General features: G+C 33.7%; 9 protein-coding genes, 1 tRNA gene and 2 pseudogenes. 2 read left to right on the top strand and 10 right to left on the bottom strand.

Annotation, left to right across the window (positions count from 1 at the left end; translation table 11 throughout):
* Positions 1–46: 46 nt before the first annotated feature.
* The 6 genes from rimM to pgl all read right to left on the bottom strand — a co-directional run bounded on the left by rimM (position 47) and on the right by pgl (position 9,571).
* A complete protein-coding gene (gene rimM, locus GIY03_RS02160) occupies positions 47–604 on the bottom strand; it encodes a ribosome maturation factor RimM (protein WP_457913500.1) in 558 nt (185 codons plus the stop codon).
* A gap of 9 nt (positions 605–613) precedes the next feature.
* Positions 614–862: a 30S ribosomal protein S16 gene (gene rpsP, locus GIY03_RS02155; protein ID WP_457913499.1), complete on the bottom strand. Its 249-nt coding sequence runs from the start codon at positions 860–862 to the stop codon at positions 614–616.
* A 237-nt stretch (positions 863–1,099) separates the two neighbouring features.
* Positions 1,100–2,425, bottom strand: coding sequence for a signal recognition particle protein (gene ffh / locus GIY03_RS02150; RefSeq protein ID WP_457913498.1), 1,326 nt, complete (start codon positions 2,423–2,425; stop codon positions 1,100–1,102).
* A 1,026-nt stretch (positions 2,426–3,451) separates the two neighbouring features.
* Positions 3,452–3,525 (bottom strand) — tRNA-Arg (locus GIY03_RS02145).
* Positions 3,526–6,506: 2,981 nt separating this feature from the next.
* On the bottom strand, positions 6,507–7,265 hold the full coding sequence (gene mlaA / locus GIY03_RS02140; RefSeq protein ID WP_457913497.1) for a phospholipid-binding lipoprotein MlaA: 759 nt from the start codon (positions 7,263–7,265) through the stop codon (positions 6,507–6,509).
* Positions 7,266–8,575: 1,310 nt separating this feature from the next.
* A complete protein-coding gene (gene pgl / locus GIY03_RS02135) occupies positions 8,576–9,571 on the bottom strand; it encodes a 6-phosphogluconolactonase (protein ID WP_457913496.1) in 996 nt (331 codons plus the stop codon).
* Between the two features lie 569 nt (positions 9,572–10,140).
* Here pgl and gpmA point away from each other — a divergent pair.
* The gene (gpmA, locus tag GIY03_RS02130) at positions 10,141–10,857 is read left to right on the top strand and encodes a 2,3-diphosphoglycerate-dependent phosphoglycerate mutase (protein ID WP_457913495.1); all 717 of its coding nucleotides are present in this window, start codon (positions 10,141–10,143) and stop codon (positions 10,855–10,857) included.
* 1,779 nt (positions 10,858–12,636) lie between these two features.
* Here gpmA and cspE read toward each other — a convergent pair.
* From cspE to rne, 3 genes and pseudogenes are all read right to left on the bottom strand, one after another.
* On the bottom strand, positions 12,637–12,846 hold the full coding sequence (cspE, locus tag GIY03_RS02125) for a transcription antiterminator/RNA stability regulator CspE (RefSeq protein WP_457913494.1): 210 nt from the start codon (positions 12,844–12,846) through the stop codon (positions 12,637–12,639).
* Positions 12,847–12,899: 53 nt separating this feature from the next.
* Positions 12,900–13,005 (bottom strand): annotated as a pseudogene (locus GIY03_RS02120) (DUF2627 domain-containing protein); the annotation flags it as partial.
* Between the two features lie 2,225 nt (positions 13,006–15,230).
* Positions 15,231–17,647 (bottom strand): annotated as a pseudogene (rne, locus tag GIY03_RS02115) (ribonuclease E); the annotation flags it as partial.
* A 570-nt stretch (positions 17,648–18,217) separates the two neighbouring features.
* Here rne and rluC point away from each other — a divergent pair.
* On the top strand, positions 18,218–19,132 hold the full coding sequence (gene rluC / locus GIY03_RS02110) for a 23S rRNA pseudouridine(955/2504/2580) synthase RluC (protein WP_457913493.1): 915 nt from the start codon (positions 18,218–18,220) through the stop codon (positions 19,130–19,132).
* 3,672 nt (positions 19,133–22,804) lie between these two features.
* Here the strand turns inward: rluC and trhO are convergent.
* Positions 22,805–23,863: an oxygen-dependent tRNA uridine(34) hydroxylase TrhO gene (trhO, locus tag GIY03_RS02105; protein WP_457913492.1), complete on the bottom strand. Its 1,059-nt coding sequence runs from the start codon at positions 23,861–23,863 to the stop codon at positions 22,805–22,807.
* Positions 23,864–25,034: the final 1,171 nt, after the last annotated feature.

Raw genomic sequence — 25,034 nt, 5'->3', positions numbered from 1 at the left:
CCATCCTATATTATTATCCTGCTAATTTTAATTGCATGATTAAAAATCAAAAGCTAGGGTTCCAATCTACTTCAATAATTCGAGCGCTGAGATCAATGTTTTTAATAACTTGTCCGAAAAGAAATGGTACTAATCGTTTTTTTATGTCAAAAGTATCTTTTTGGTCGGCTGTAACGACCATTACATCATTAGAGCCAGTTTCAATCATGTGAGTAACTTTGCCTAGTACATAGCCAGTAATAATGATTACTTGGCAGTTAATTATATCTTTCCAATAATAATCGTTCCCTTTTAGCAAGGGAAGTTGCTCATCATTTATAATGATTGCAGAATGAGTTAAAATAAACGCTGCATCCCGATGATTAATGTAGTTAAATTTAACAATCAAGCCATGCTTATGGCGTTTCCAGTCTTTAATTTCTACGCACTGCCATTGATCTGCTTGATGAAGAAGCCAAGGTTGATAGTCAAAAATGCTTTCAGGATTTTCGGTATATGAAAAGACTCTAAGCCAACCATGGATACCGTAAGTAGATCCAATTTTACCTAGTAACAGTGGTGTTGTAGGCGGTATTGGCTTATTTATTGTTCTTATGACGATCATTGTAATAAACTAAATTGATTTTTTAGCGTGTTTAATAAGTGCTTGAACGCGATCTGAGACTTTTGCACCGAGGCTTATCCAATGTTCGATGCGATCTAAACCTATGCATAGGATTTTAGCTTGACCAGCTGCTATTGGATTAAAAAAGCCTACGCGCTCAATGAAACGACCGTCACGCGCATTTTTGCTATCGGTGACGACTACTTGATAAAATGGACGTTTTTTTGCGCCGCCACGTGCCAAACGAATTATTACCATAATAGCCTCTATAGTTAATAAAAGTAAATCCTCATTAAGATATGAGATGCGTTATAATATAAAAATCCAGAAATTTTATTTATTTTGTTTAAAAGTGATTTAGTTTAAATAACGTATTCTGCAATTTTAGCGGAATAAAATGTTATTCCCTTTTAATACTAATTATTAATGTTGCTTTTCTTGTTTTTGATCACCAGCTTCCTTAGAGCACTAAGAGAAAACTAGTATTAAGACCACTTATATGCTGCGTATTATCTTAGGCAAAATGCCTTTTTTGATTTTCATCATGCGTTGCATAGTATTAAACTGTTTTAGCATACGATTGACATCTTGTATTTGCATACCAGAACCTCTTGCGATACGACGTTTCCGAGAACCTTTGATGATTTCTGGTTTAGCGCGTTCTGTTAGTGTCATAGAATTAATAATTGCTTCCATATGTACTAAAACTGTATCGTTTATCTGAGACCCTATGTTATCAGGTAGATGAGTGGTGTGTGGAAGTTTGCTAAGTATACTAGTTATACCACCGATTTTTCTCATTTGCTTCAATTGATGTAGGAAGTCAGTAAAATCGAAACTAACACCTTTTTTGAGTTTACTTGCTAATTGTGTTGCTCGTTTACAGTCAACTTTATTTTCAATTTCTTCAATGAGTGATAGAACATCACCCATACCTAGAATGCGCGTCGCTATACGTTCTGGATAAAATGGCTCCAAGGCATCGCTGTGTTCTCCTACACCAAGAAATTTAATTGATTTTCCAGTGATATGACGAATAGAAAGCGCTGCACCGCCGCGTGCATCACTATCAACTTTAGTTAGTATTATTCCGGTCAGAGGTAGCGCTTCATTAAAGGCTTTTGCAGTATTTGCGGCATCTTGACCAGTCATAGCGTCAACTACAAATAGAGTTTCTATCGGATTAATTGCAGTGTGTACATGTTTAATTTCTTTCATCATCATTGCGTCAATATGCAAACGACCCGCTGTATCAATAATAAGCACGTCGTAAAACTTTAATTTAGCTTGTTGTTGCGCGTAGTGGACAATATCCAGTGGCTTTTCTTGAAGCTTTGAGGGAAAAAAATCTATACCAATGTCTGCCGCAAGTATTTCTAGTTGCCTGATTGCAGCGGGGCGATAAACATCTATGGAGACAACTAGAACTTTCTTTTTGTGTTTTTCTTTTAAAAATTTACCCAGTTTAGCTACACTAGTGGTTTTACCTGCTCCTTGGAGACCTGCTATTAACACTACTGCTGGTGGTTGCGTCGATAAATTTAACCGAGTATTTATTTCTCCCATCGCAGAAATCAGCTCGCTTTTAACGATCTTAATAAACTCCTGGCTAGGTGTGAGGTGTTTTTTGAATGTATGACCAATTGCACGTTCTTTCACGCAGGTAATAAAGTTACGCACCACTGACAAAGCGACATCTGCTTCTAGAAGTGCTAGGCGCACTTCACGTAGAGTATCTTTCATATTCTCTTCGGTTAGTCGCCCACGGCCATTGATGTGATGTAGTATTCGCGATAATTGGTTGGTTAAATTTTCAAACATAATCGTATACCAAAATGTCATTACAGTTCGTATTAGCGGGTAAGAGGTACATTACTTATAGAATATAGAATAAAGTTCAAAGAAGCTATGCATTTACGTCAGAGATAAATGAAATGCGATATATACAATATTATAGCAGTAATGCCAGCATGCAAGCTACAGTAAAATTAAATACTATAGCGTTTTCTATTATGACCGACCTTCAAGCGTGTACTAAGTCACTATAAGGTATGATAACGAGATAAGTATATCTTATACTCGTATGGCTCTCAATAGTGACAGCATGACTCCCCACATTATGCTAGTATAGCAGTATATTTTAACGCCAGAGTAGGTAAAATAATATGTAGCACATATCAGCTTAATTATCCGCTAAATGATCACCGTGATTTTATTTCGTGATGCCATTTTATTTGCGCACTGTTAATTATATGGTTGGTGTATATTGTTTTGCAAAGCTTTTCTATGAACTATAAGAGCATAATTACTGTTTTGTTTATTTCAGTTTGATGTGTGTTTCTTCTGCTGGTAATTGTGATTTGAGTTAATTTTAGATGAGTAGGTTATATGGATATAATATATCTATGACGATCGTCCGTTCTATATTTTCATGTTATAAATTTAAAAGATATAGAAATGAAGCGATATATTTTAGACAATCGATTTGAATCATAAGAGAACTACAGATTATCTCTTAGAGATATCGTGAATTCAGCCTCTTACCACTCACTTAGTTAACAAGTGGATACATAATAAAATAAGGCATATACAATTGAATAGCCTTTGGATATAGAAGTAAAATCTTGTGAGTTATGGCTAATAAAATTAACTTAATTGTTTGAGTGATAAATGTAAATCACTTGTTGTTTTCACTATAATCAGGAATAATTAGATGCAACTAAAATGAGCAGCATTCTATAAACTGTTTATAACTCTAGATTTTTAACAGATAAACACGGTTGTTAGTAGATTTTATAAATTAATAGTATACCATTAATTTTTATACATATTGATAGATATCAAATATGTCCCCGACTGGAATCGAACCAGTAATTAGCCCTTAGGAGGGGCTTGTTATATCCATTTTTAACTACGAGGACAATGGTACATGGTCGTCTAAAATAATTTGAATTATAGACAAAATAGTATTCAAACATCTCTAAAATACACGCTATTTATCGATTCAATAAAATCGAGCACACTAATACACACGTATTGTATCATGTTTGTGACGTCATATATTATTTTTATGTATGCTCATTAGGATGATTTTTGATTTTTTATTGAGTGTTTAGTGTTGTTTGTTTATATTTGTTTTTTGCTTGATTGTTGTATTATATGTCTTAAGAAAAATGTTTTGATAGTGTGGATAATATATATCCCTAATTATCGTGATCTTTGTGTTAATGATAGTGATAGATTGTTAGTAATCTACATAGCAAACATTATAGTTGAGCATTAAGCATCGCAGACAGTAATGACTTAAATGCGTTGCTCTCCTAATTAAACGAAACTTCTTCTAATTATAAGTAATACGTCGACTTATTTGTGCCTCATTACCGTAAAATTCCGGTAGTCTATTAATTTTTGGATTCATTTATTTTTTCGAATTATATAAGTAGCTCATAGATTTCTACAAAGTATTAACCGAGTGGTCAATACTTTCTGCTGTACTATAACATCAGAGAGTTTGAGAGTATTATATTGCATACATGACTTAATGGTTTTAGTAGGCAGTATACTAGATACGATCTGCATTATTAAGAGGCTGATTATATTGTAAACATTGCGTTTGTAAACATCACATCATCTAGTGATATCTGACCGGTGAACGCAAGAGCTAATCTAGCACCGATTTATCTATATATTATCGATATCGCTGTATTCAATCTAAGCTAGTAATGTAGCTGCGAACGGATAGTCTACACCAAGCTTTGCATATCTTGATTTCTGACATATTGATACATATTTAAGTCAGCATGCTGTATGTAGTGATTGTTAAATCCGTGATGTTTAAAATTGGTAAGGCAACGATATATGAGAATCTCATGCAATGAATAGCGATAGACTTAATATTTTTAAAGCTATCAGAAACGTCAATGAATATATACGCTGTCGTGAAACGTGTAACATACTATACTAAGTATTTATTGTATGACTCTAGCACTGATAGCAATAGTGTAAGAAGGTGAATAAAAAATCCATATAACGCTACTATCACGTAGCGTGCTTTTCGTTGGTTACTACTGATAAACATGTCATGATTTTTATATCAAAAGCATAATGTATATTTTTAGAATTATATTCTCGATGTAAAGACGTTACATCTGATTATTATAGTTATATTATTATAGTTATAAATTTAATATTTATGATTCAATAATACACGTGTTTATTTTTTGTTATATTAGGAAAGTTACTCATCTAGAAACTAGTAGCTGTGTAGCTAACATATATAGTCTGCATTGTTTGCTTAGGGGAATCACAACTTTCATTAACAGCCAGTATTGTGTTTTGCATGTAGGATTATTGATGATATTTACAATATCAAGTGAATTATAAAATATTTCAATTGAGTTGGATACTTTTACTGCAATAGTTAGCGAAATTTGCTACTATAGCAGCTTAGATGTGTTAAAATACTTATACTAAAAAACTATCGTAAATGATGATTGAGATGCTTTAGTTTCGAGATTAAGTGAACACTCTTATAATACTCAGCTAATGTATAGGGAGCTTTTGATGCTACTGTACTAGAATATCTTAAAATAATTATATTTTGCTCCTTACAACTATTTTGAGTTTTATCTGATAAATAATCGTTAACTTGAATACTGTTCTCTGTCTAACATCATTATTAGACTAGTCTTTAGAGATTAGTATTTAATATCCTGTGCAATATGCACAGTAACCGATATGAACGAATATCCACCTAGCTTTCTATTTATTGATTAGATCAATAATATATAAATAGTGTGTTTTATTGTACTGAAAATTATTACGATATCTGCTAGCATTACTAATAATGCAGTTCTCTAAACGAAAAGGCGCTGACATGAAATGCTCATAGTTAGGTAGTTTTTATATTCTCATTCATTAAGGTGAACTGCAATCAGTAACTTTGTGTATAATTACTGCTCTGTCTACTAAAATAGACAGTTAGCATGCGGGTGATTCGTATAAATCAGGAAGTCCTAGTAACTTGGTGGTGTACTGTCGGTCATATGGATGTATTGCATGAGTGTGGTGTTTGTTCATTAAAACTATATTATTGATTTAGTCATCGCAAGATCAACTAATATAATTGTGCGGAATTTTGTGAGGGTTCTCTCTAGTTGTTGTAGAAGTGATCTAAATCTTGCGGTCTAGAGTTTTTATACTACAAATATTGTATTCACATTAGTATTTTTATTAGGATACATCTGTCATAAAAACCCATGAACTTATTTTCGGCATTATCGAAATTCTTATGTGTCCCCATTGGCATCATAACTGATGAATTAAGTGATAAATAAATCCTCTGATATGTCGTACAAATGACTTATGACTTAACATTTGCGAGAATGATTAACACGAGAGCACATGTATAAGTATAATAAGTAGGCATCGTATGATACTTTTTATGCTAGCATATTGCTTTTTTACTGCAGCTACTTTTGATAATAAGATAACTAATTGTGTTGCGTTATAACCACCAGTAGCTTTTGTTATACATAGTAATCTACTGACAAGATTGTAGTTTTAGTGCTCAAGGAGGCTTATTACCGTATGTAATAATCACTATTAATAAAAATGTTAGCTATAAAATACGCCTGTCTTAATATCAAACGACGCTATGCCTGCACTTATTCAAGTAACATATGTCTTAGTTGTTTTATCGTTTCCTTGGTACATTTACTAGTATATATTGTTAGAAAGATGTTTACTACATCTCTTAGATTTAGCTTTCAACCTCGTACAACTGATATCGCAAGTGGTTTCGATCCACTGATCGTTCAATTAATATAGTATGTGACTTTAATAGCATACCAAATAAACTGTCACAGCTTATCAGCGGATATTTATTATGAAGTATATTGTTTTATGTTGAGTCTATTTCATCTAAATAGCTCTGAATAGTATTAGCATTCGGATTTTTTTCTGGTTTTAGTGAACCGCCATTCGCGATAAAATTATGACGCTGGAAGTAGGTTTTATATGCCATCATGTAGGGGTCAGAAGAGTTGCGTAATAGATTATCAGAATCTAACCACTGAGCACGCGTTTCAATGCCTTCCATTATCCATTTTCCTGCCGACATCCAGAAGGTTAAGTAGCTGAGCATTGGGTAGAGTGTATCTACCCAGTTACCCCCATCTTCACGAAAAGTAAAACCCCCGTATCCTGGTAGCATTATATATGGACCGTAGCTAATTTTATAATATCCTAAGGTACTACCGAAACGACTTGATTCTTCGCGTATCAGCATCGGGTTAGTCATTCCAGCAACATCAATCAACCCTCCTATACCCCACAAGGAATTTAAAAAAAAGCGATTAAAATGGATACATCCACGGTACAAGTTACCCCTTAAGAACGCATTAACCATACTGGTTGGTTCCTCCAAGTTAGATATAAAGTTACTTAATCCATTGCGTGCTGGCATCGGCACATAGTCTCGCCAAGCTACCGCTACTGGGCGTAATACATAAACGTCTAAAAAGTTATAGTTAAATTCAAACATCATTCGATTAAACGCTTCTAAAGGATCTGCTTGCTCTTGTAATGCATGACATGATGTGTCGGCGCAACCCATCAATAATATCACTGTGAAAATCAGCCCACTTAGGCGCAAATTCATATTTTCTCCATAAAAACGTTCGGGTTATAGGGTGTTACTGATTCATTGAATGTGAATCTTTGTATTATAGATCACACTCTATGCAGATGCGTTAACTTTAAAAGCAACATTGAGTGAATATTGAGCGTAACCATTTCTAATCTATCCTGTGCTTGTGTGTAATGTTTTTTAAAATTTTAGATTTTCGGGATTTTATACTTCTAATATTAAAATTTACAAAAAAATAACAATAGAATGAAAAAAATTAGTTGGACACTGCTATAAACAGTGGGTTGTGCTAGTTGATATAAAATAAGCTGAACGGATAATGTGCATCAGCTTCACTGACTCCGCTATAGTAACTGATTATAAATGAGCGAGAAAATTTGACATGTATTGTGCTAGGAACACGACAGATATATATCTAGATCTAATATGTATTAGACGTTAGTATTATTTTGCTTTTTAGTATATATGTGGACACATCTAAATTAGATTGATTGTAGAAACATTGCTTACGTTCTAAAATGATTTTGTTAGGTTTATCTGGTAGGAGTTGTAAATTTCTCTAATTATATAACAGTCATAGACAGTATTATTTTAGCATTTATAGCTAAGTATTATAATTTTTATGTGAGTTTGTAAATGCCGGGGGTCGGTCTGTCTGTAGATATTATGCAGCGCATTAAAATCACTTGAGGTTAGCTGAAAATACTAAGAATTTTATACAATTATCGCGTAACTTAAAGTATATAATTAATCAAATTACAACGAATATTAAGAGCACTAATCGGTGCTGATTTCACAGATTAAATGCCGTATGTAATCATCTGTAATGGGCCAGTAGTATTAAATTAAAGACAACAGATAAACATAATACATCACGTCAGAAAGTTATATAAAATTATTAGAACTTAAAAGCATGAAAGGTTGAATGCTCAAAAAATTAAAGAACTTATTATATAGATTAGGTATCGTAATTAATATTAATTAACCTTATTATTTATTAGATAATAAAAAATTTTACAGAACATGAAGACATCTATGTAGGGTATATATGTTCGTGAAGCTGCAATATCAAGCTGGCCAATTAGATTTGCATTAACTTTATCTCAACCGCTTTAGTACTACAGTACCTACCAAGTGAAAATTCTTGTTTTGTTAGTTTATCTTTCATGAGTTAAATGTAGATGATATTAGGATGCATTTCAGATTGCATTAGGGTATTGGATAGAATGTAATACGCAGTATTATCAATGTGCTAACATTGTATTGACAGTACAGAGGATTTTTCGCGCACTCAACACGCGCGAATGATGTTTTTTAGCAAGTTAAAGTGTCAATACACTAATCCACATCGGTTTTTTTCCTACTGGATAACGCGCTAATGTACTTAGTGTTCCATTACTTTGATTAATCTTATATATTGTGATATAGTCAGTCTTCTGGCCGGAAGAAATCAAAAAGTGCCCACTATGGTCGATGTTAAAACCACGCGGCTGCTCTTCAGTTGCATGATAGCCCACTACTGATAACCTGCTTCCACTATCAGAAATTTTAAAGATCGTTAAGATGCTAGCAGTGCGCTCGCTGGTGTATAGGAATCGGCCATTTGGCATGATATGGATATCTGATGCCCACCTTGTATTCGTGAATCCTTCAGGCATGATATCTAGTGTTTGAATTAAGCAGAGTTTTCCTTGATTGTTTGAGAGCATGAATACATCTACCGTACCGTCTAATTCGTTCACACAGTAAGCATAGTGACCAGTGGGATAGAAGGCCATGTGTCGTGGACCAGAACCAGAGGCAGTGCTTATAAATTGCAATGTATGTGGTGTTAAGTAGCCGTCTAAACTAAGGTTGAACAAACGAATGCAGTCTTCCTTTAAGCAAGGCACTAGCAGGAGTTGATTGGTCAGATCAACATTCACAGAATGCGGTGTCATAAGACTGGTGATCTTTTGGATAGGTTTTGTCACTAGACCATCATATCTAATTTTATTTACACTAATGCAGTGATCACTGTAAGACGCAGAAAATAGATAGCGTCCTAGTAAATCCGTGGAGATATAACTTGGACTACCTGTTAGCGGCGCGATACTAGCTTGGTATAGGGTGCCATCTCCGCGGATGCGATAGTTAATAATATTACATACAGGACGTACACCAACATATAGATATCTTTTATTCGGGCTAATACTCATTGGTTGTACTTGTCCTGGAACATTAATGGTTTGCAGTAGTACTAGCACACCAGTATCATGAAGTTTCCAGACGTGGATTTGTTGGCTGTCTGGGCTGGCAACATAAACAATTTGCTGCATTTATTCTCCTGGTCAATATAGAAGATGAACGATTTTCAGTGTATCAGCTTATTGTAATTAAGAGTCTATTCAATAGATATATGTAGTTATAGATCGTTTAGATACGGCATCGTGTAAAATAAAGCATAGCAATTACACGAGGATTGTTGCACGTGGATTAACTTTTAAAATAAATACAATAATTTATGCTCGTAATTCTCTAATTTTACTGAAATGAATCATGTCACTAATATAGTATATGCTGCTGCTTTAAATTGTTATATTCTTTTTAATAGTTATTAAATATAACTTAAATAGCAGTCGCTATGATAATGAAAAACTGTGTTTTGTTCGCTATATTTAAAGTAATGTGTTTACTTTTTTATATATTCAAGATAACTAGGCAAAGCGCAGCCGTATTTCTTGTTTGGCGTTTTCTGTTATATTGATATAGCTTTTTGTTATAATACAAATGATTTTATGATGACAATCTAGGTGTCATGTCATATTATTTATTACCTAGGTCTAGGCAATAGGAATGTAGCAGTTTATATTATTATTGAATAATAAAATTATAAAGGAATTAAGTGATGTATATAACTCGTCTAGTTCTTGTGCGTCATGGTGAAAGCCATTGGAATAAGGAAAATCGCTTTACTGGTTGGAATGACATTGATTTGTCTGATCGGGGTCGAAATGAAGCTAAAGTATCAGGTATGCTCTTAAAAAAAGAAAGGTTTTTTTTTAACTTTGCTTATACTTCGGTACTTAAACGTGCAATCCACACTTTATGGTATATTCTCGACGAACTAGATCAAGCATGGTTGCCTATTGAAAAATCCTGGAAGCTAAACGAGCGTCACTATGGTGCTTTGCAAGGTCTGAATAAGACGGAAATAGCTAAGAAATATGGCGATGCTCAAGTTAAGCAATGGCGTCGTAGTTTTTCTGAAATCCCTCCGACTTTAACTAAAGCTGATAAGCGCTACCCAGGTCATGACTTACGATACAGTGCGCTTACTGAGCAAGAGCTGCCACTCACAGAAAGCTTATCATTAACTATGAATCGTGTTATCCCTTATTGGAAAGAAAAGATTTTGCCGCGTATTAAGAGCGGTGAACGCATTATTATAGTAGCTCACGGAAATTCTTTGCGTGCATTAGTAAAATACTTAGACAACTTGAACGAGGATAAAATCCTTGAACTAAATATCCCCACCGGCATACCACTCGTATATGAATTTGATGAAAACTTTAAACCAATCCAGCATTATTATTTAGAGAATATAAATGAAATTACTGTTTGATAGGTATCTACAACCAACCTGAATGAGATAAAATAATGTTGTCTATAGTATATAGAACCCTATAAGATAGTTTTTGCTTGATTTAGTAATATATTACGAAAGAGACGGTACATTTTAAAAAAATTTTGGCTCAGTAAAGTAGTCGTTGAGACTCATATTTATGTATGACCCGATGAAATTCATCTATCAGGAATGGGATAGGTTTCTAGGGAAATATAAAGATGAAGATATATGTGGTATATTATCTAGTTGACTAATGCTATGATAGAGAGAATATGCATTAATAAGAATTGCATAGATTTTATGTAATTGAGTCAGTTGTTTTGATTATGATACATAATGATACTTTACTATATATTATTTTAATGTTAGCGAACAACAGTAATAATTATATCATTGATATGTAGCGCATTGATAATACACCACTTGATGTCAGTGCTTCTGATATCTGCTTTGAAAATTTTCAACAGGTGTCTAATTATATACGAGATTGTTTTTCATATCAGATAAGTATGATAATAAATAAGAGGTTTTGTATTCTGGACTTCCTGTGGTATTTTAGTCTGCAATGAATGAGTGTCCATTATGTTATTGTGCTGTATTTATACAGTACAGATACAAGATATGGATTTTGATAAAGTTATTGGACTATTAAAATATTATATAATATTAAATATTATATAATACGTAGAATGATGCAGCAGATGTACTATTAGTTTCTCACTCACTTAATGATGAATTGTTTTGGCAAAGACTACGCAGTTAGACAATTAGTAAGTGGTGTGTTTCTGCAATGTGTAGATAAAATGATACTCAGTGTCTGATTGTTGGATTGTAAGTATTTTGTATTAAGGCATTTTATGTACTCGTATGTAATCTGAGTCTATTAAAGTCATAGCGTTAAACAAGTATAGTACGTTTTATGTGTAGACTCTTAGAAAACTCTATTTATATTTGATCACATGCGCGCTTATAGTTGCACTTTTAGACAAGGAAGTTTGAATATTTCCGTTGCCTTGTCAGGCTATTTATTATATTATGCCGCATAGATGCATACATAGTACGTTGAAAGCTATTCAATAATTGCGAGTATAGAAAAGTAATACAATAAACTGTTTTAATTTTTTAAATTACTACTACTAAATTAGTGGGTGACTTTTGTGTGATTAAATTATTGTTTTCTGTTTATACTATGACATTAATAGTCATTATATTGTTTAATTTTAACAAAGTACATGCCCTTAACATCTTTAGGACTAATACTGAAGTAAGACTTGGTCTAGATTTTATAGAGACGTTTCATTAAAACAAGGGCGACTAATAGAGAATGTTAGCAGCGTATACTGAAGACTGCTCTGTGTATAGTATTTATTTGACGTTTGAATATCTTGTACTATTTAAGGGTCGTTGAGTTTTATTGTTTCAAGAGGATGGCTTACAATACTATATAAATATTAGCTATACTATCATATAGTATAGTAGTAACTTGGTTACTGACCTGAAATAGTTTCTGGGTTTTTAAAGTCTTATAATAGACTCCAATAAATAAATTATCCATTACTGAATTTACATTAGAAGTATCTAGATTAGCGTTCCGTGAACTATCTTTTTATAAAGAGATGGCGGAATGTATGATAATTAGCTTAAGGCTAATTCTTTTGCACAAGAACATTGTGTTCTTTAACGGCATAGAAGTATAGCGGTTTAGCATTAATTTTTAAAGTAGTATATAACAAAAGCCCGTATATTAATAATACGGGCTTTTATCGCTTACGTTAATTATATCGCAATAACATTTATTGCTGATGGGCCTTTTTGTCCATCTTGGATTTCAAATTCTACGCTTTGACCTTCAGCTAGAGTTTTAAAACCATTTCCTTGAATTGCAGAGAAATGAACAAAAACATCTTTGCTACCATCTGATGGAGTGATAAAACCAAAACCTTTAGATTCGTTGAACCACTTAACTTGACCTTTAATCTTTGCCATCTTGGATATTCCTTTGGATTGTTTAAAGCGCCGGTAGGCGTTACATAGACAAAACTAGAGTCGTTACTGCTTGAGGCACTAAGATAAGGATCGGCAGAAGAAGTGGTAGTCAACGCTAACGTCTTTACTCATAACTTCTTTACTGAAAATGCCATACATATACAGAACTACACCTCGTTTTACTCATAATGGTTATTACATATTCTGCGTGCGATGGCAAGCCATTTTTAATTACCGATCGACATATTGCAAATATTTAAACGTTTAATAATAGCACATGATTTAATAAGATTAAAGATCTTAAAGATTAGGTTATTGCTGTTTTTTATTATTATCACTTAATAAGTGCAAATTTTGAATATTACGACTGTTATATTGATCATCGTATAGTGGCACCAAGATGGTAGCAGGGCGATCAGTTATTTTGCGAGCGATTTAAATAGTACTTCCGATAAGTTAAAACTAAATCTTAAAGATAAACTACGTTGGTTTATAGTAGTGTATATGAATAAGTAGTGAGGATGAACGGAAAGCTGGAGTATGTAGCGTATATTATGAGAAATATATACTTCGCTGAAAGAAAATGTAAGTAGCATTTTATTGGAAATATTCCTATTTTAAGTTTTGTTACGACTTTTATAAATAAATTATTTATTTTAAATTTTAACTTTAAATAGCCAGATTCACAGTCAATTACCTGGCTTTTTATTATAAAAGAGGGTTTAATCTGCAAGCATGAGTCTATAGCTTATCTCTGTGGATGAAAACCCTGCACACTTTGATCGCATGAAGTATGGCGTATAGTTTTTATTAATTTTGAAACAACCGCACTTGGAATAATACAGGAATAAATATCATGCATTTGCAGTGCAGGATAAAAATCCTAAAAAATAATAGGCCCTTACTATTAAATGCATTCAAAGCTTTTAGTATCTGACAAAATTAACATATAATCCTTAATGATACTATGGTGTTAGGTTTTTGATGTTTATCGTTAGATACCGCTAACAATATTTGGCAGAATTATTTGCTGAATTCTAAGCGATATCGCAAGAACGGATAAAAATCTTTAGGAATATCATAAACGATTTAGTAGTCATTAGACGTAGTATGTTTATCGCAATGTATATGGTTAAGTGAATCTATGTGATGAGTTAATCGGCGATCAGATTCATACTAGTAAAGCGTTCGATAGTTCTAGATATTAGAGTGTTAAACGCTTTCTTTTATCATTGAGATACAAAAAGAAATAAAATACGTATTATTGTTACGTAATTCATAATTTTAAACGGTACTTGATGTAAATGATGTATAACATGTGATGATTTAATGTAAGTTTAAAGAACCAGGGGTTATAAAACTCTCTGTACAATATACTGTTATTCTAGGTACTATCGTTATCTACTAACTTCGAGTGAATAGCAAGAGACACATAATGCACCTAGATTTTAGTGGTTTTATTAGCGCACTGTATAATACAGTAGGTAAATGTCTCTCAGATAATAATATTAATTCATCTAATCAGTATGTAATATACCTAAGTGCTTGTTGAGCGTAAGCATAGAGATTTACTAGATTGTTGTCTTTCTATAACTTGAGACGTAACGAGCATATAACGAGCATATTTAGAGGAAACGGTTAAAAAGATACATTACATGTCGTCTAATAATGTTTTTAAGTGTTATATAATTAATAAGCACGGAGTCTGATAATCCCAACTACTCTGATGAGTGGTGTTATCAGACAAAACCAATTTAGTTATTAGTTGACTACAATTTGATAGCCAAAAAAAATCACTGGTTCAACTGTTACGTGGCTATTTCGGTTTCTTATTCTTCTAAGTTGAGCACCAAAGATTTATACGCTGTTTGCTGGCTTTATTGTGGTATTTAAACCAGCGAAAGATATCTAGTTATAGTGACGTTAGCAATATATTTAGAGAGTTATATGTATTTTCATTGTCATGTCATCTGGTTATTGTAGAGAAATAAGTGATATAGCGTTGATTAAAATCGCTTTCTTTGAATAACTTCACTTATTAACCAAGGTTTTCCTGGTGAATGCTAATCTAGAGACATGCACTTTTATATTATAGACTGAATGGTAAAACTGTAGTGGTTATCATTGTAACAAGAGTTTTTTTTTCATAGATGCATCGGTATCCTCAATAATGGTTTTGTTAAGTCTAATACTCTTAGGCGTAAGAGTGACATCAATAACTGGTTCCATATCGGCTGCTAATGGTAGCACGTTATCTGTTGTAATCTGATCTACATTGATTTGACTATTATCTTCGGTTATTTGTTCGGACTTCGTAGGGGAAGTGTTCGTTGAAACTTCGTTTAACAGTGCTTCTTGAGACGTTACACCACTCACTAATGACGTAGGAGATTGCAGTAAGTAACGTTCATTACGATAACGCCTCCGATTTTGCCCACTAACACGTAAGTGGCGTGGTGAGCGTCGTGAACGACGTGGTATTCTATATGTATTATTTTTACTGTTATTGGCCTCTGCATTATTTTGTTCTTTAGAAGCTAGAGGTATGAGTAATAATTGGTTCTTCTCGTCTGAACTCATCTGTGCAGTTTTTTGATTATTAATAATCAATTTTTTTAGTACTGTTTGTTCTTCCTCTGCGTCATTTAATTTTTTTTCATAGGATAGTTGTCGGAATTTCTGATTTAGATGACGATACTGGCAGTGCTGTATGTTTTTCCACGGATATGTATCCGTTGTTTTAGTGTGGTCAAAAGAAACATTTTCCCTGTCTTTTATTGCATTGCGGGAATACTGATATTCTATGCGTTGTGCACGCAGTTCTTGTGATGGAACACAAGAAGGGGTATCAGAAATATTATAATGCGTAGGTTCTTCGACCACTGGTATATTTTTCGACTGATTACGGCGATCATAAGGAGATTTGTAATCTTTTGGTGTATCACAGTTGTCAAGGGAATTTTTTTGATCGCAAGTCCGACTCCAGTTGTACTGTGGATTAAGATTATTATGGTTACTGTTTTCCCGTGAAACTTCAGTCAGTTGATCTGTAATCATCGCAGGTTTTTCTTTAATGGTAAGAAACGCTTTTAAATTATTAATGAAGACACTTAATAGGCTAGGCTTAGCGATAGAGATAGTGTCTAAAGATTTGGTAATCAGAGGTTCTTCGATAGGCGCAGCGGTATTGTCAGGAGGCAATGTTAAGGTAGCTAAATGTGCCTGTTCTGGTTGTTTGCATTCTGTTGATGTATCTTCTATCGACTGTATTATGTTTTCTTCATATAATTTGGGTAGTAAGTAGCTCAGGGTAGCTGGTGCTTCACCTTTTCGGACGCGTAATATTGAGTAATTTGGTGTTTGCATTTGATCATGTGGCACAATAATCGCTTTTACACCGGCTTGACATTTTTCAATCGCACTGATTGTATCGCGTTTTTCGTTTAATAAATAAGAAGCAACTTGTACAGGTACAATGGCGTGTACTTCTTTGGTATTTTCCTTTAGTGCTGCTTCTTCAATTAATCGTAAGATAGACAGTGCTAGAGATTCGTTATCACGAATGGTGCCAGTACCGTTACAGCGAGGACAAACGTGATGAGTAGACTCACCCAAAGACGGACTAAGACGTTGACGCGACATCTCAAGCAATCCAAAACGGGAAATTCGACTAATTTGAATGCGCGCACGATCTTGACACACGGCATCGCGTAGGCGGTTTTCAACATCACGCTGATGGCGAATCGGTGTCATATCAATAAAAGTCAATAACAATCAATCCACTAAGGTCGCGTAGTCGTAACTGACGTGCAATTTCATCTGCTGCTTCCACATTAGTATTAAATGCGGTTTCCTCGAGGTCTCCCCCACGGGTGGCACGCGCAGAATTAATATCGATAGCAGTTAGCGCTTCAGTACTGTCAATAACGATCGAACCACCAGAAGGTAAACGTACTTTGCGTTGAAAGGCTGACTCAATTTGTGATTCGATCTGGTAGTGACTGAAAAGAGGAATTTCACCGTTATATAATTTTATTTTGCTTATAAAATCCGAGCGACCTAGTGATATAATGTGTTCTTTAGCTAGATTAAGAATTTTAGGATTATCTATTAAGATTTCTCCGATATCTTGGCGAAGGTAATCGCGGAATGCGCGTACAATCACGTTTTGTTCTTGATGAATTAAGAATGGTGCAGCACGGCTTGCAGCGGCTTTCTTGATGCTTTCCCAGTGTTTCAAGCGAAAAGAGAGATCCCATTGTAGCGTATTAATAGATTTACCAGCACCGGCAGTTCGAACGATTAAACTCATGCCATCTGGTAGTTGCAAAGAGGACAAAACCTCTTTTAGTTCAGTTCGGTCGTTACCTTCAATACGACGAGAAATACCACCGGCCAGTGGGTTATTCGGCATTAAAACTAGATAACTACCTGCGAGGCTGACAAAAGTAGTTAAAGCAGCACCTTTTTTACCGCGCTCTTCTTTATCTACCTGCACAATCACTTCTTGGCCTTCATGCAATGCATTTTTAATATTCAGGCGATCATGGGGAGCATAGTTATTAGAAAAATATTCTTGAGCAACTTCCTTTAGTGCAAGAAAACCATGCCTTTCGGCACCATAATCTACAAACGCTGCTTCAAGACTTGGTTCAAGACGGGTGATTTTCCCTTTGTAAATGTTCGCTTTTTTTTGTGCATAACCATGGCTTTCAATATCTAAATTGTACAGGCGTTGTCCATCTACAAGAGCAACACGCAATTCTTCTTTTTGAGTTGCGTTAATTAACATTCTTTTCATCTTAACTTACTCATTATTTTTATATTAGCGATAAAGCTTCGGTAAAATTATCATATAGCAATATTAAATCGAGGCTTCCAAGTTTTTATAAAGTCGTTAACATCACGATTATAGTTATATAAGGATAAATTATTTTTGGTAAATCCATGTTACTTTGTGAAGGCGGTACTTGTACTGAAAGAAAGCGCTTCTGTTTTCCGTTAAAACGACTCAGTATATGTGCTATCTAAGTTACGATCACAGCTTGATAATTATATGATTATGCATTATGTCTTATGCTGTTTCTGTATTTTTCGCAATCAGAAAATTTATAATTTTATCCTCTTATATAATTAGGAGCAGTGCAGAAATACGCTAAAGTATCCTACTGCTGATGCTAGTATAGCAAAGTGACTGTCTAATAGTGAGGGTAAAATTATAGGTGTTTCGATCGGTATACTTTACTCCTTGTGCTAGTATAAAGTTTCATTTGTTTTATCAAATACAGTTCAGCATAGAAAAATATAGCGCTATTATCTTACTTTATTTAGAATGCCTTATCATCAAGGCTAAAATCTGGTAGTACAAATCATGATAATTTCTAATGATGCAGCCGGTCAGAGGGTTGATAATTTTTTATTTACTCACCTAAAGGGTGTGCCGAAAAGCATGATTTATCGCATGGTGCGAACAGGTAAAATACGCATAAATAAAAAGCGCATTAAGACAAATTTTAGGGTATCTGCGGGCGATCTAGTGTGGGTGCCGTTTGTTCGATTAGCTGAGCGAAAAGTAATAACGGCATCCGCAAAACTAGATATAGTAGTGTTGCTAGGCAATGCCATCGTGTACGAAGACGAGCACCTGTTAATCCTTAATAAACCATCTGGCATAGCAGTGCATGGTGGTAGTGGTCTGAGTTTTGGTGTTATTGAAGCGCTCCGTGCGCTACGGCCGGCAGCTCATTTTTTAGAACTCGTTCATCGTTTAGATCGTAATACTTCTGGTGTACTATTAATCGCCAAAAAACGCACAGCACTCAGGTGTCTGCATGAGCAACTCCGGATGCATACAATACAAAAAGACTATCTAGCCTTGGTCCGCGGTCAATGGCCGTCCCATTGCAGAAGTATAACAGCACCATTGCTAAAACAAACTCAAAGGAGTCATGAGCGTATCGTGCAGGTTAGCAATACAGGTAAATCTGCAGAAACTCATTTTACAGTAAAAGCGTGTTATAAGGTTGCTACGTTAGTTAAAGCCCGTCCGATCACTGGACGTACTCATCAAATTCGCGTGCATGCGTTACATGCTGGACATCCAATTGCTTTTGATGATCGCTATGGTGATTACGCGTTTAATCAGCAACTTCTTAGTACCGGGCTTACGCGTCTTTTTTTGCATGCGGCATCACTGCGCTTTAAGCATCCAGCTACTTCCGAAATAATGTCTGTAGAGGCGCCAATGGATGCCTCGCTATGTCATTGCTTACAGGTTTTATATTAAATAAAATCTTATAGACTTCATTTTTGTCTATTCTGTCGTGATTGTTCTATTCTAATAAATTTATTAGTGTACAGCGAAATTGAATGCGCGCATTCTCGATACTACGGATGTGCTGATGGCTTTTATCAATTATGTCTGCTTAATGTGTATTAATGATCAGATAGTTCAAAGAAATATTAATCAGAATGTTAGTGTTCCTGTTACGAGCCTGAACACCAGTGTTTGGTAGTTTTATTATCTCTTAGTTTGCTATGTATAGCCTGTTATATGCGCAAACGTAAAGGAATGGTAGTTTTAAAAGCATTTTTTTGTTTTAGTGATATAAACGCGAAAGGTATTTTAGTATAACGTTTAGTAATCATAGCATGAGTTTTGAGTCTATCCCGTGCTGTTATGTGTCATATACCTGATATAAGCTGTTATGTGTCATATACCTGATATAATAGGGAATACGATGCTTTTACTGTCGACGATTTTAATATATTGCTCATTACATCTTAGGGTGCTCAATTATATTAGTAAATTCATAGATGAATCTATTTGTCAGGTTATTAAAAATAATGATTTACTGTAGAAGCTTCGGTGTTTGGGTATTCTTATATACTTTATATTAATGATTGTATCGGCTATTAACATTGATACCAGCGAATCAATTGAGTAAGGTACAAGAAATCTACACAAATCCCTGATAACCACTTCTTAACTAGAATTCATATCATGTGAAAGGCGTCTGTTTTATGCTGTAGCAGTATTAAAATACATGATTGATTATTCAGGAGTGATAGTATGCTTTCAGTTAGTAACATGCGTAATATTATCTACTAAACAAATCATTGAAACGTCTAAAAACGTCTCCATAGGTGCTCAAGTGTTTATAAAACGCACAAGGAGCAAAAATCACACTCCTTCTTTACATATACACAGGTCTATGACGTATATATTAATTTTTATATCTACATAAACAATAAAGATCCTTCTATTCACCTCTGTGAATAAGTAATAGAAGATATCTATATATCCTACATTTTGATATACTGTTCACTGTCGTAAGTGAACTATTTACAAGGTATAAGAGCTATTGGCGTCTTTTAGTACTTTACGGGCATCATATTAAACTAAATATTTAATTTTTTGCTTAACGCGTTCAGATCAATTCTGTTTTCGGTGAGGATGATATTTCAATTAAAATATCATCATATACATGTTATGCATGCTGCTTTACTATATTAACTTGAGTTTTACAAGGCGTCAGAGGCTAACTGATCTGCTTTAATTGGTGGGATGAATATTAACATATTAATAATCAGCTGACCATGGGATCATGTGTTGATCAAGATTCCTTAACGGATGACGAATATCCATTAGAATTCTCAGCAATTTTAAGTATTTTGCATTGATAGATGTTGATTGTAGCATATTTTCTGTATCCTCTGTATTTTGTTAATAGTATACTCAAGCCATAAACTGGGAGATCTACTAAGTGGTGACTCTTTTCGACTTCAAAGGTGTTAATTAATTAGGTGTACCGTGTAGTGTTACTGATATGGGTTAAGATTTTTGTTAGTCAAAGTATTTGACGTCTTTGATTTATTAGTATTAGAGCAGGCAGACAACGCTATTTTAATGTCTTCATTATCCAGTATGTACTGCATATTTGGTACACTAGTGACGAAGTGATCAGATGCTAGTGATAATGCTTTCTTGGTCACAGTTTGCCTTTACCAGCATACTAATTGGTTGGTGGTAATACTGTTATGCATTATAATATAATGTGTTACTAGTTGAGAATAACATATTATCAGGGTGTGACGGCGGTATATATAAAAGAAATACTTCTGAATCAGTCATACATAAGGCATAAAAGAACACGTTACTTCACTGGAAGTTTTTTTGATCTGCGATTTTGTAGATTTTATAAATATAACGTATTCATTCTGTTTATCTGGGAGTTGATGTTATACATCAATAATTGGATTATCTCTTCCTGCTTACAACAATACTAAGAAACTAAAAATCATATAAGAAAAATTATGTAGAATTTGATTAGGAACTTATGAAAAATATTAAAATATATGCCTACGACATCGTCTTTTTGTACCTAAATAGTAACTAAAAACAATAGATCACAGATTTAAAAGATTTTTGAATTAGTAGTAAAGAATTTAGTCATGATGGGATGAGAAGTTACATCCCACGCTAAATTATAGCTTTAACTCAAGACTTATAAGCATGTTGCTTATATTTTACACGAGTAAAGCTAAATAAATAATATCTCGCTATATTACCTGACATAGCAGTGAGAGTGAGTGATTGAACTGGGGGAGTTAGGATTACGTTGAGAAGATTCTAGATTCGAGTGACTTACTAATTGCCCGTTATTCTATTTAATTGTTTATAGAGATAGATAGTATGATTTTAAGTGCTTTACCCTGCACTGCGCTTATGAGTATGTTAATGGTATTCTACCTACTTTGATATAACAAAAGGACAATTGATTTTTCCGAGATAAAACTTTGCTAACTTATTGTTGCACTTATATTATCTTTAGGCTCTTACAGTATTCCGATACTAGCTTTTTTTTAGACGTTGATACGATATTCTACGTTTGGCATTATATGATAAAAATATAGCTGGGTAGTATTTTAATAAAGGTGACTTCCTGAGTTTCTATAGAATATAGAATGCGTCTTTCATACCACATGCTTTGGATATCAAAAGTATTTATAGAGTTAATAACGAGTATAGTAAGGTTGATATTATTTAGTTAAGTCGATGGACATGGAAGTCTAGTCAGGACTTGTATAAATATCAGTAAGGTTATGGTGTTGAGCTTTCTATATTTATATAACTATACATTAATGATTGAAAAGGTTAAAAATATTTATGTATAAATTGCCTTTGAGTTTGTGATATAACATACGACTAAGAGAATATATGTCTTAAATGTTAACTAGATGAAAATCTATGACTTCTCTTAATACTATGGTGTGGTGTACTACAAAAACACTAACATCGCTTTAATAGTTAGTTTGATTTTTTAGGTTTTTCACTTGCAAATATGGCATTATATGCCTAGTCTCCAATGTGTTCGACGAACATACTATTGATACTTGATGCGGCGATAAATGTTTAAAATTTACTATAATAATACAAGTGGAATAAAACTCTAGGTTTATCGACCTACAAATGTTATTGAAAGAATTTTGACATAAAAAATAAAGTCGCATTTTAACGATTTGGTTTTCTTTTTAGGCTTAATCTACTGATTAAAATTCTTTATTTAATCTATTTTCAAGATCTATGAGAAGTATTCGTGATGTTTGTTGTCTCTTGAGATAAAAGTTTATTTTTAGTGATTAATAATTGCACACTGAGTCTTTATGGTAAAATATACTTTTAAAGTATAATGTTAGTCGATAACTAATTTGGTAACTTTGAATTTAAATATATTAGGGTTTTGTTGTTTCGTTAAAGTGTCTATTAGAATTTAAAGTGAGTATAAAACACGAATCAATTGGCTTATTTGTTATTTTAGTACAAAGTTAAAGATAAGATTAAGCTATAATACTTCTTTATTAAATAGATTACAATCCTGACTTCATAAAACGTAGAATAAGTTATGCTTAATTATGATATTCGTAGAAAGCTGTTATAATGCAACAGGTTACTTTTTTAGGTATGATTATTTTTCCTGATAAATTGCATTGTGCGGTTTAGTAATTTTTTTGACTTATTAAATCTTTTTATCTTATTATTGCTTATTCTATGACGTTTAAGTAATGCTTTATATAGAAGTCCCATTTCTTCTTTACAAGTGATACTACAGCAGCCGTCAAATTTAGCGGCGCAATTCGGACATTGAATAAATAATAAATGACATATTTTATTTTTACAGTTTACATGAGTATCGCATAGTGTATCACACTGATGACAATAAGCGACCACATCACTTGTAATTCTTTCGCCCATTCTTTGATCAAATACAAAATTTTTCCCAATAAACCTCAATGGCAATCCCATCTCTTTTGCCTGCCGAACATATGCAATAATTCCGCCTTCTATGTGATAGACATTTTCAAATCCATGATGGCGCATATAGGCACTCGCTTTTTCACAGCGAATTCCGCCAGTACAATACATGACAATGCTCTTATGTTTGCTATTTTGTAGCATCTCTACTGCTAGCGGCAATTGTTCCCGAAAGGTATCTGAAGGAATATTGATGGCATTTTCAAAGTAACCTATTTCATATTCATAGTGATTGCGCATATCAACAAAAAGTGTATTAGGATCATCAATCATTTTATTAACGCGATCTGCTTGTAAATACTCACCGATGTTTTTTAAGTCAAAATTCTCATCATTAATTCCGTCAGCCACAATACGCTCACGCACCTTCAATCGTAACACCCAAAAAGATTTTCCATTATCTTCTAGCGCGATATTTAATCGCACCTTATTTAAGGCCGGATGTAACGTAAAGAGCATTTTTTTGAAAATAAGAAAATTATTTTTTGGTATACTAATTTGTGCATTAATGCCTTCTTTTGCTACATAAATACGCCCAAATACTTTTAGTTTGTTAAGTTTGATATAGAGATTATCGCGAAATGCTCTAGGATTGTCGATAACAAAGTATGTATAAAACGAGACTGTGGCGCGCGGATCTGTTTCGTTTAGTACACGTTTCTTTAATTCCTCGTTAGAAATTCGGTTATATAATACCGGCATGATATCTTCTCCTATCTTGCAGCGGTTACTGATTTATTATGTGATATAGCTGTATTAAAATATTACGCTGTATCACATTAACGTACCTATCGCTATATAATATCACAGTTACCAAAAATCAAATATATCATCTGCTTTTATGGAATTGCTAGTCTCATTTTTTAATGTTTAGCTTTGTTTTATCGATGAAGTCGTATGACGCTATATATCCGTATTTACTGAAGATGCGTAAGTTTTGTAAAACATCTTTATTGTATAATAATGCAAGTAAAATTTTTACTACATGGGAGATAGTATTTTCATGCATTTATCGTAGATGTGTTGATGAAAGATCATGTGATTCTATACATGTTATGTTACTAGCTTCTAAGGTGGCATTGCAGATAAGAGTATTTAGGTGTTTTATCTTTTATAAAGGCACTATGCATACGAATATCAGTGCGCATCGTAATAATACGAAGTTTTAGTTAAAAATTGAGTTCTAATAGTCAGGCTAAAACTAGCATTAATGGCAGAACTCCCGAATTATCTAAAAGGATAAACTTTTTTTGGACGCTGTAGACTAGCATTGCACTGCTTGAGAAACGCTAAAGATCTTTTTGTACAGTTGTGTTAATTATGACTACATACGCATATTGTTATGGTTAAAGCTATAGAAAAGCTAATTTATCGTAGCGGTGCACACTTAGAAATATCACAGCTCTGTGTGTAAGCCCCAGCAATGTAATAGGCGTTTTAAAGTGAGGAGATTTGCGGATTAACTAATAATATACATCTAAAAAAGGAACTATTAATATTTAATTTTGCATTAGATCCTAGCAAGGAATCCCTAGTACATTAGAAGCTAATAGTAGTTTGTTTCGCCTTGCATGATCAACGGGCTGCACTTGAATCATAGCATCAGAAGAGCCATAGTAAGGCTTGATACATGAAATAGCGAGATATCACCTATTTTGTTGCAATACAGGAAATTCGCTAGATAACGTAGCAGGCCTGTGTTACTCTGGATAAATTAAATAGTCCGTGCCTAGAGCGACTACAACTTAGTTGATAGTAATTACAGAAGCTTCTCTATGGTTGAAAGCAAAGTTTAATGAATAGGTTGCATTAAGTAATAGAGATTAAAGTAAAATTTACTAGTTGAGTCTCTCTAGAAGGTATTGTCGGCGAA

Source organism: Candidatus Gillettellia adelgis (assembly GCA_020541285.1).
GTDB classification, from domain to species: Bacteria; Pseudomonadota; Gammaproteobacteria; order Enterobacterales; family Enterobacteriaceae; genus Gillettellia; species Gillettellia adelgis.
The sequence above is the reverse complement of the archived record's forward strand: the minus strand, read 5'-3'. Positions and strand labels throughout refer to the sequence as shown.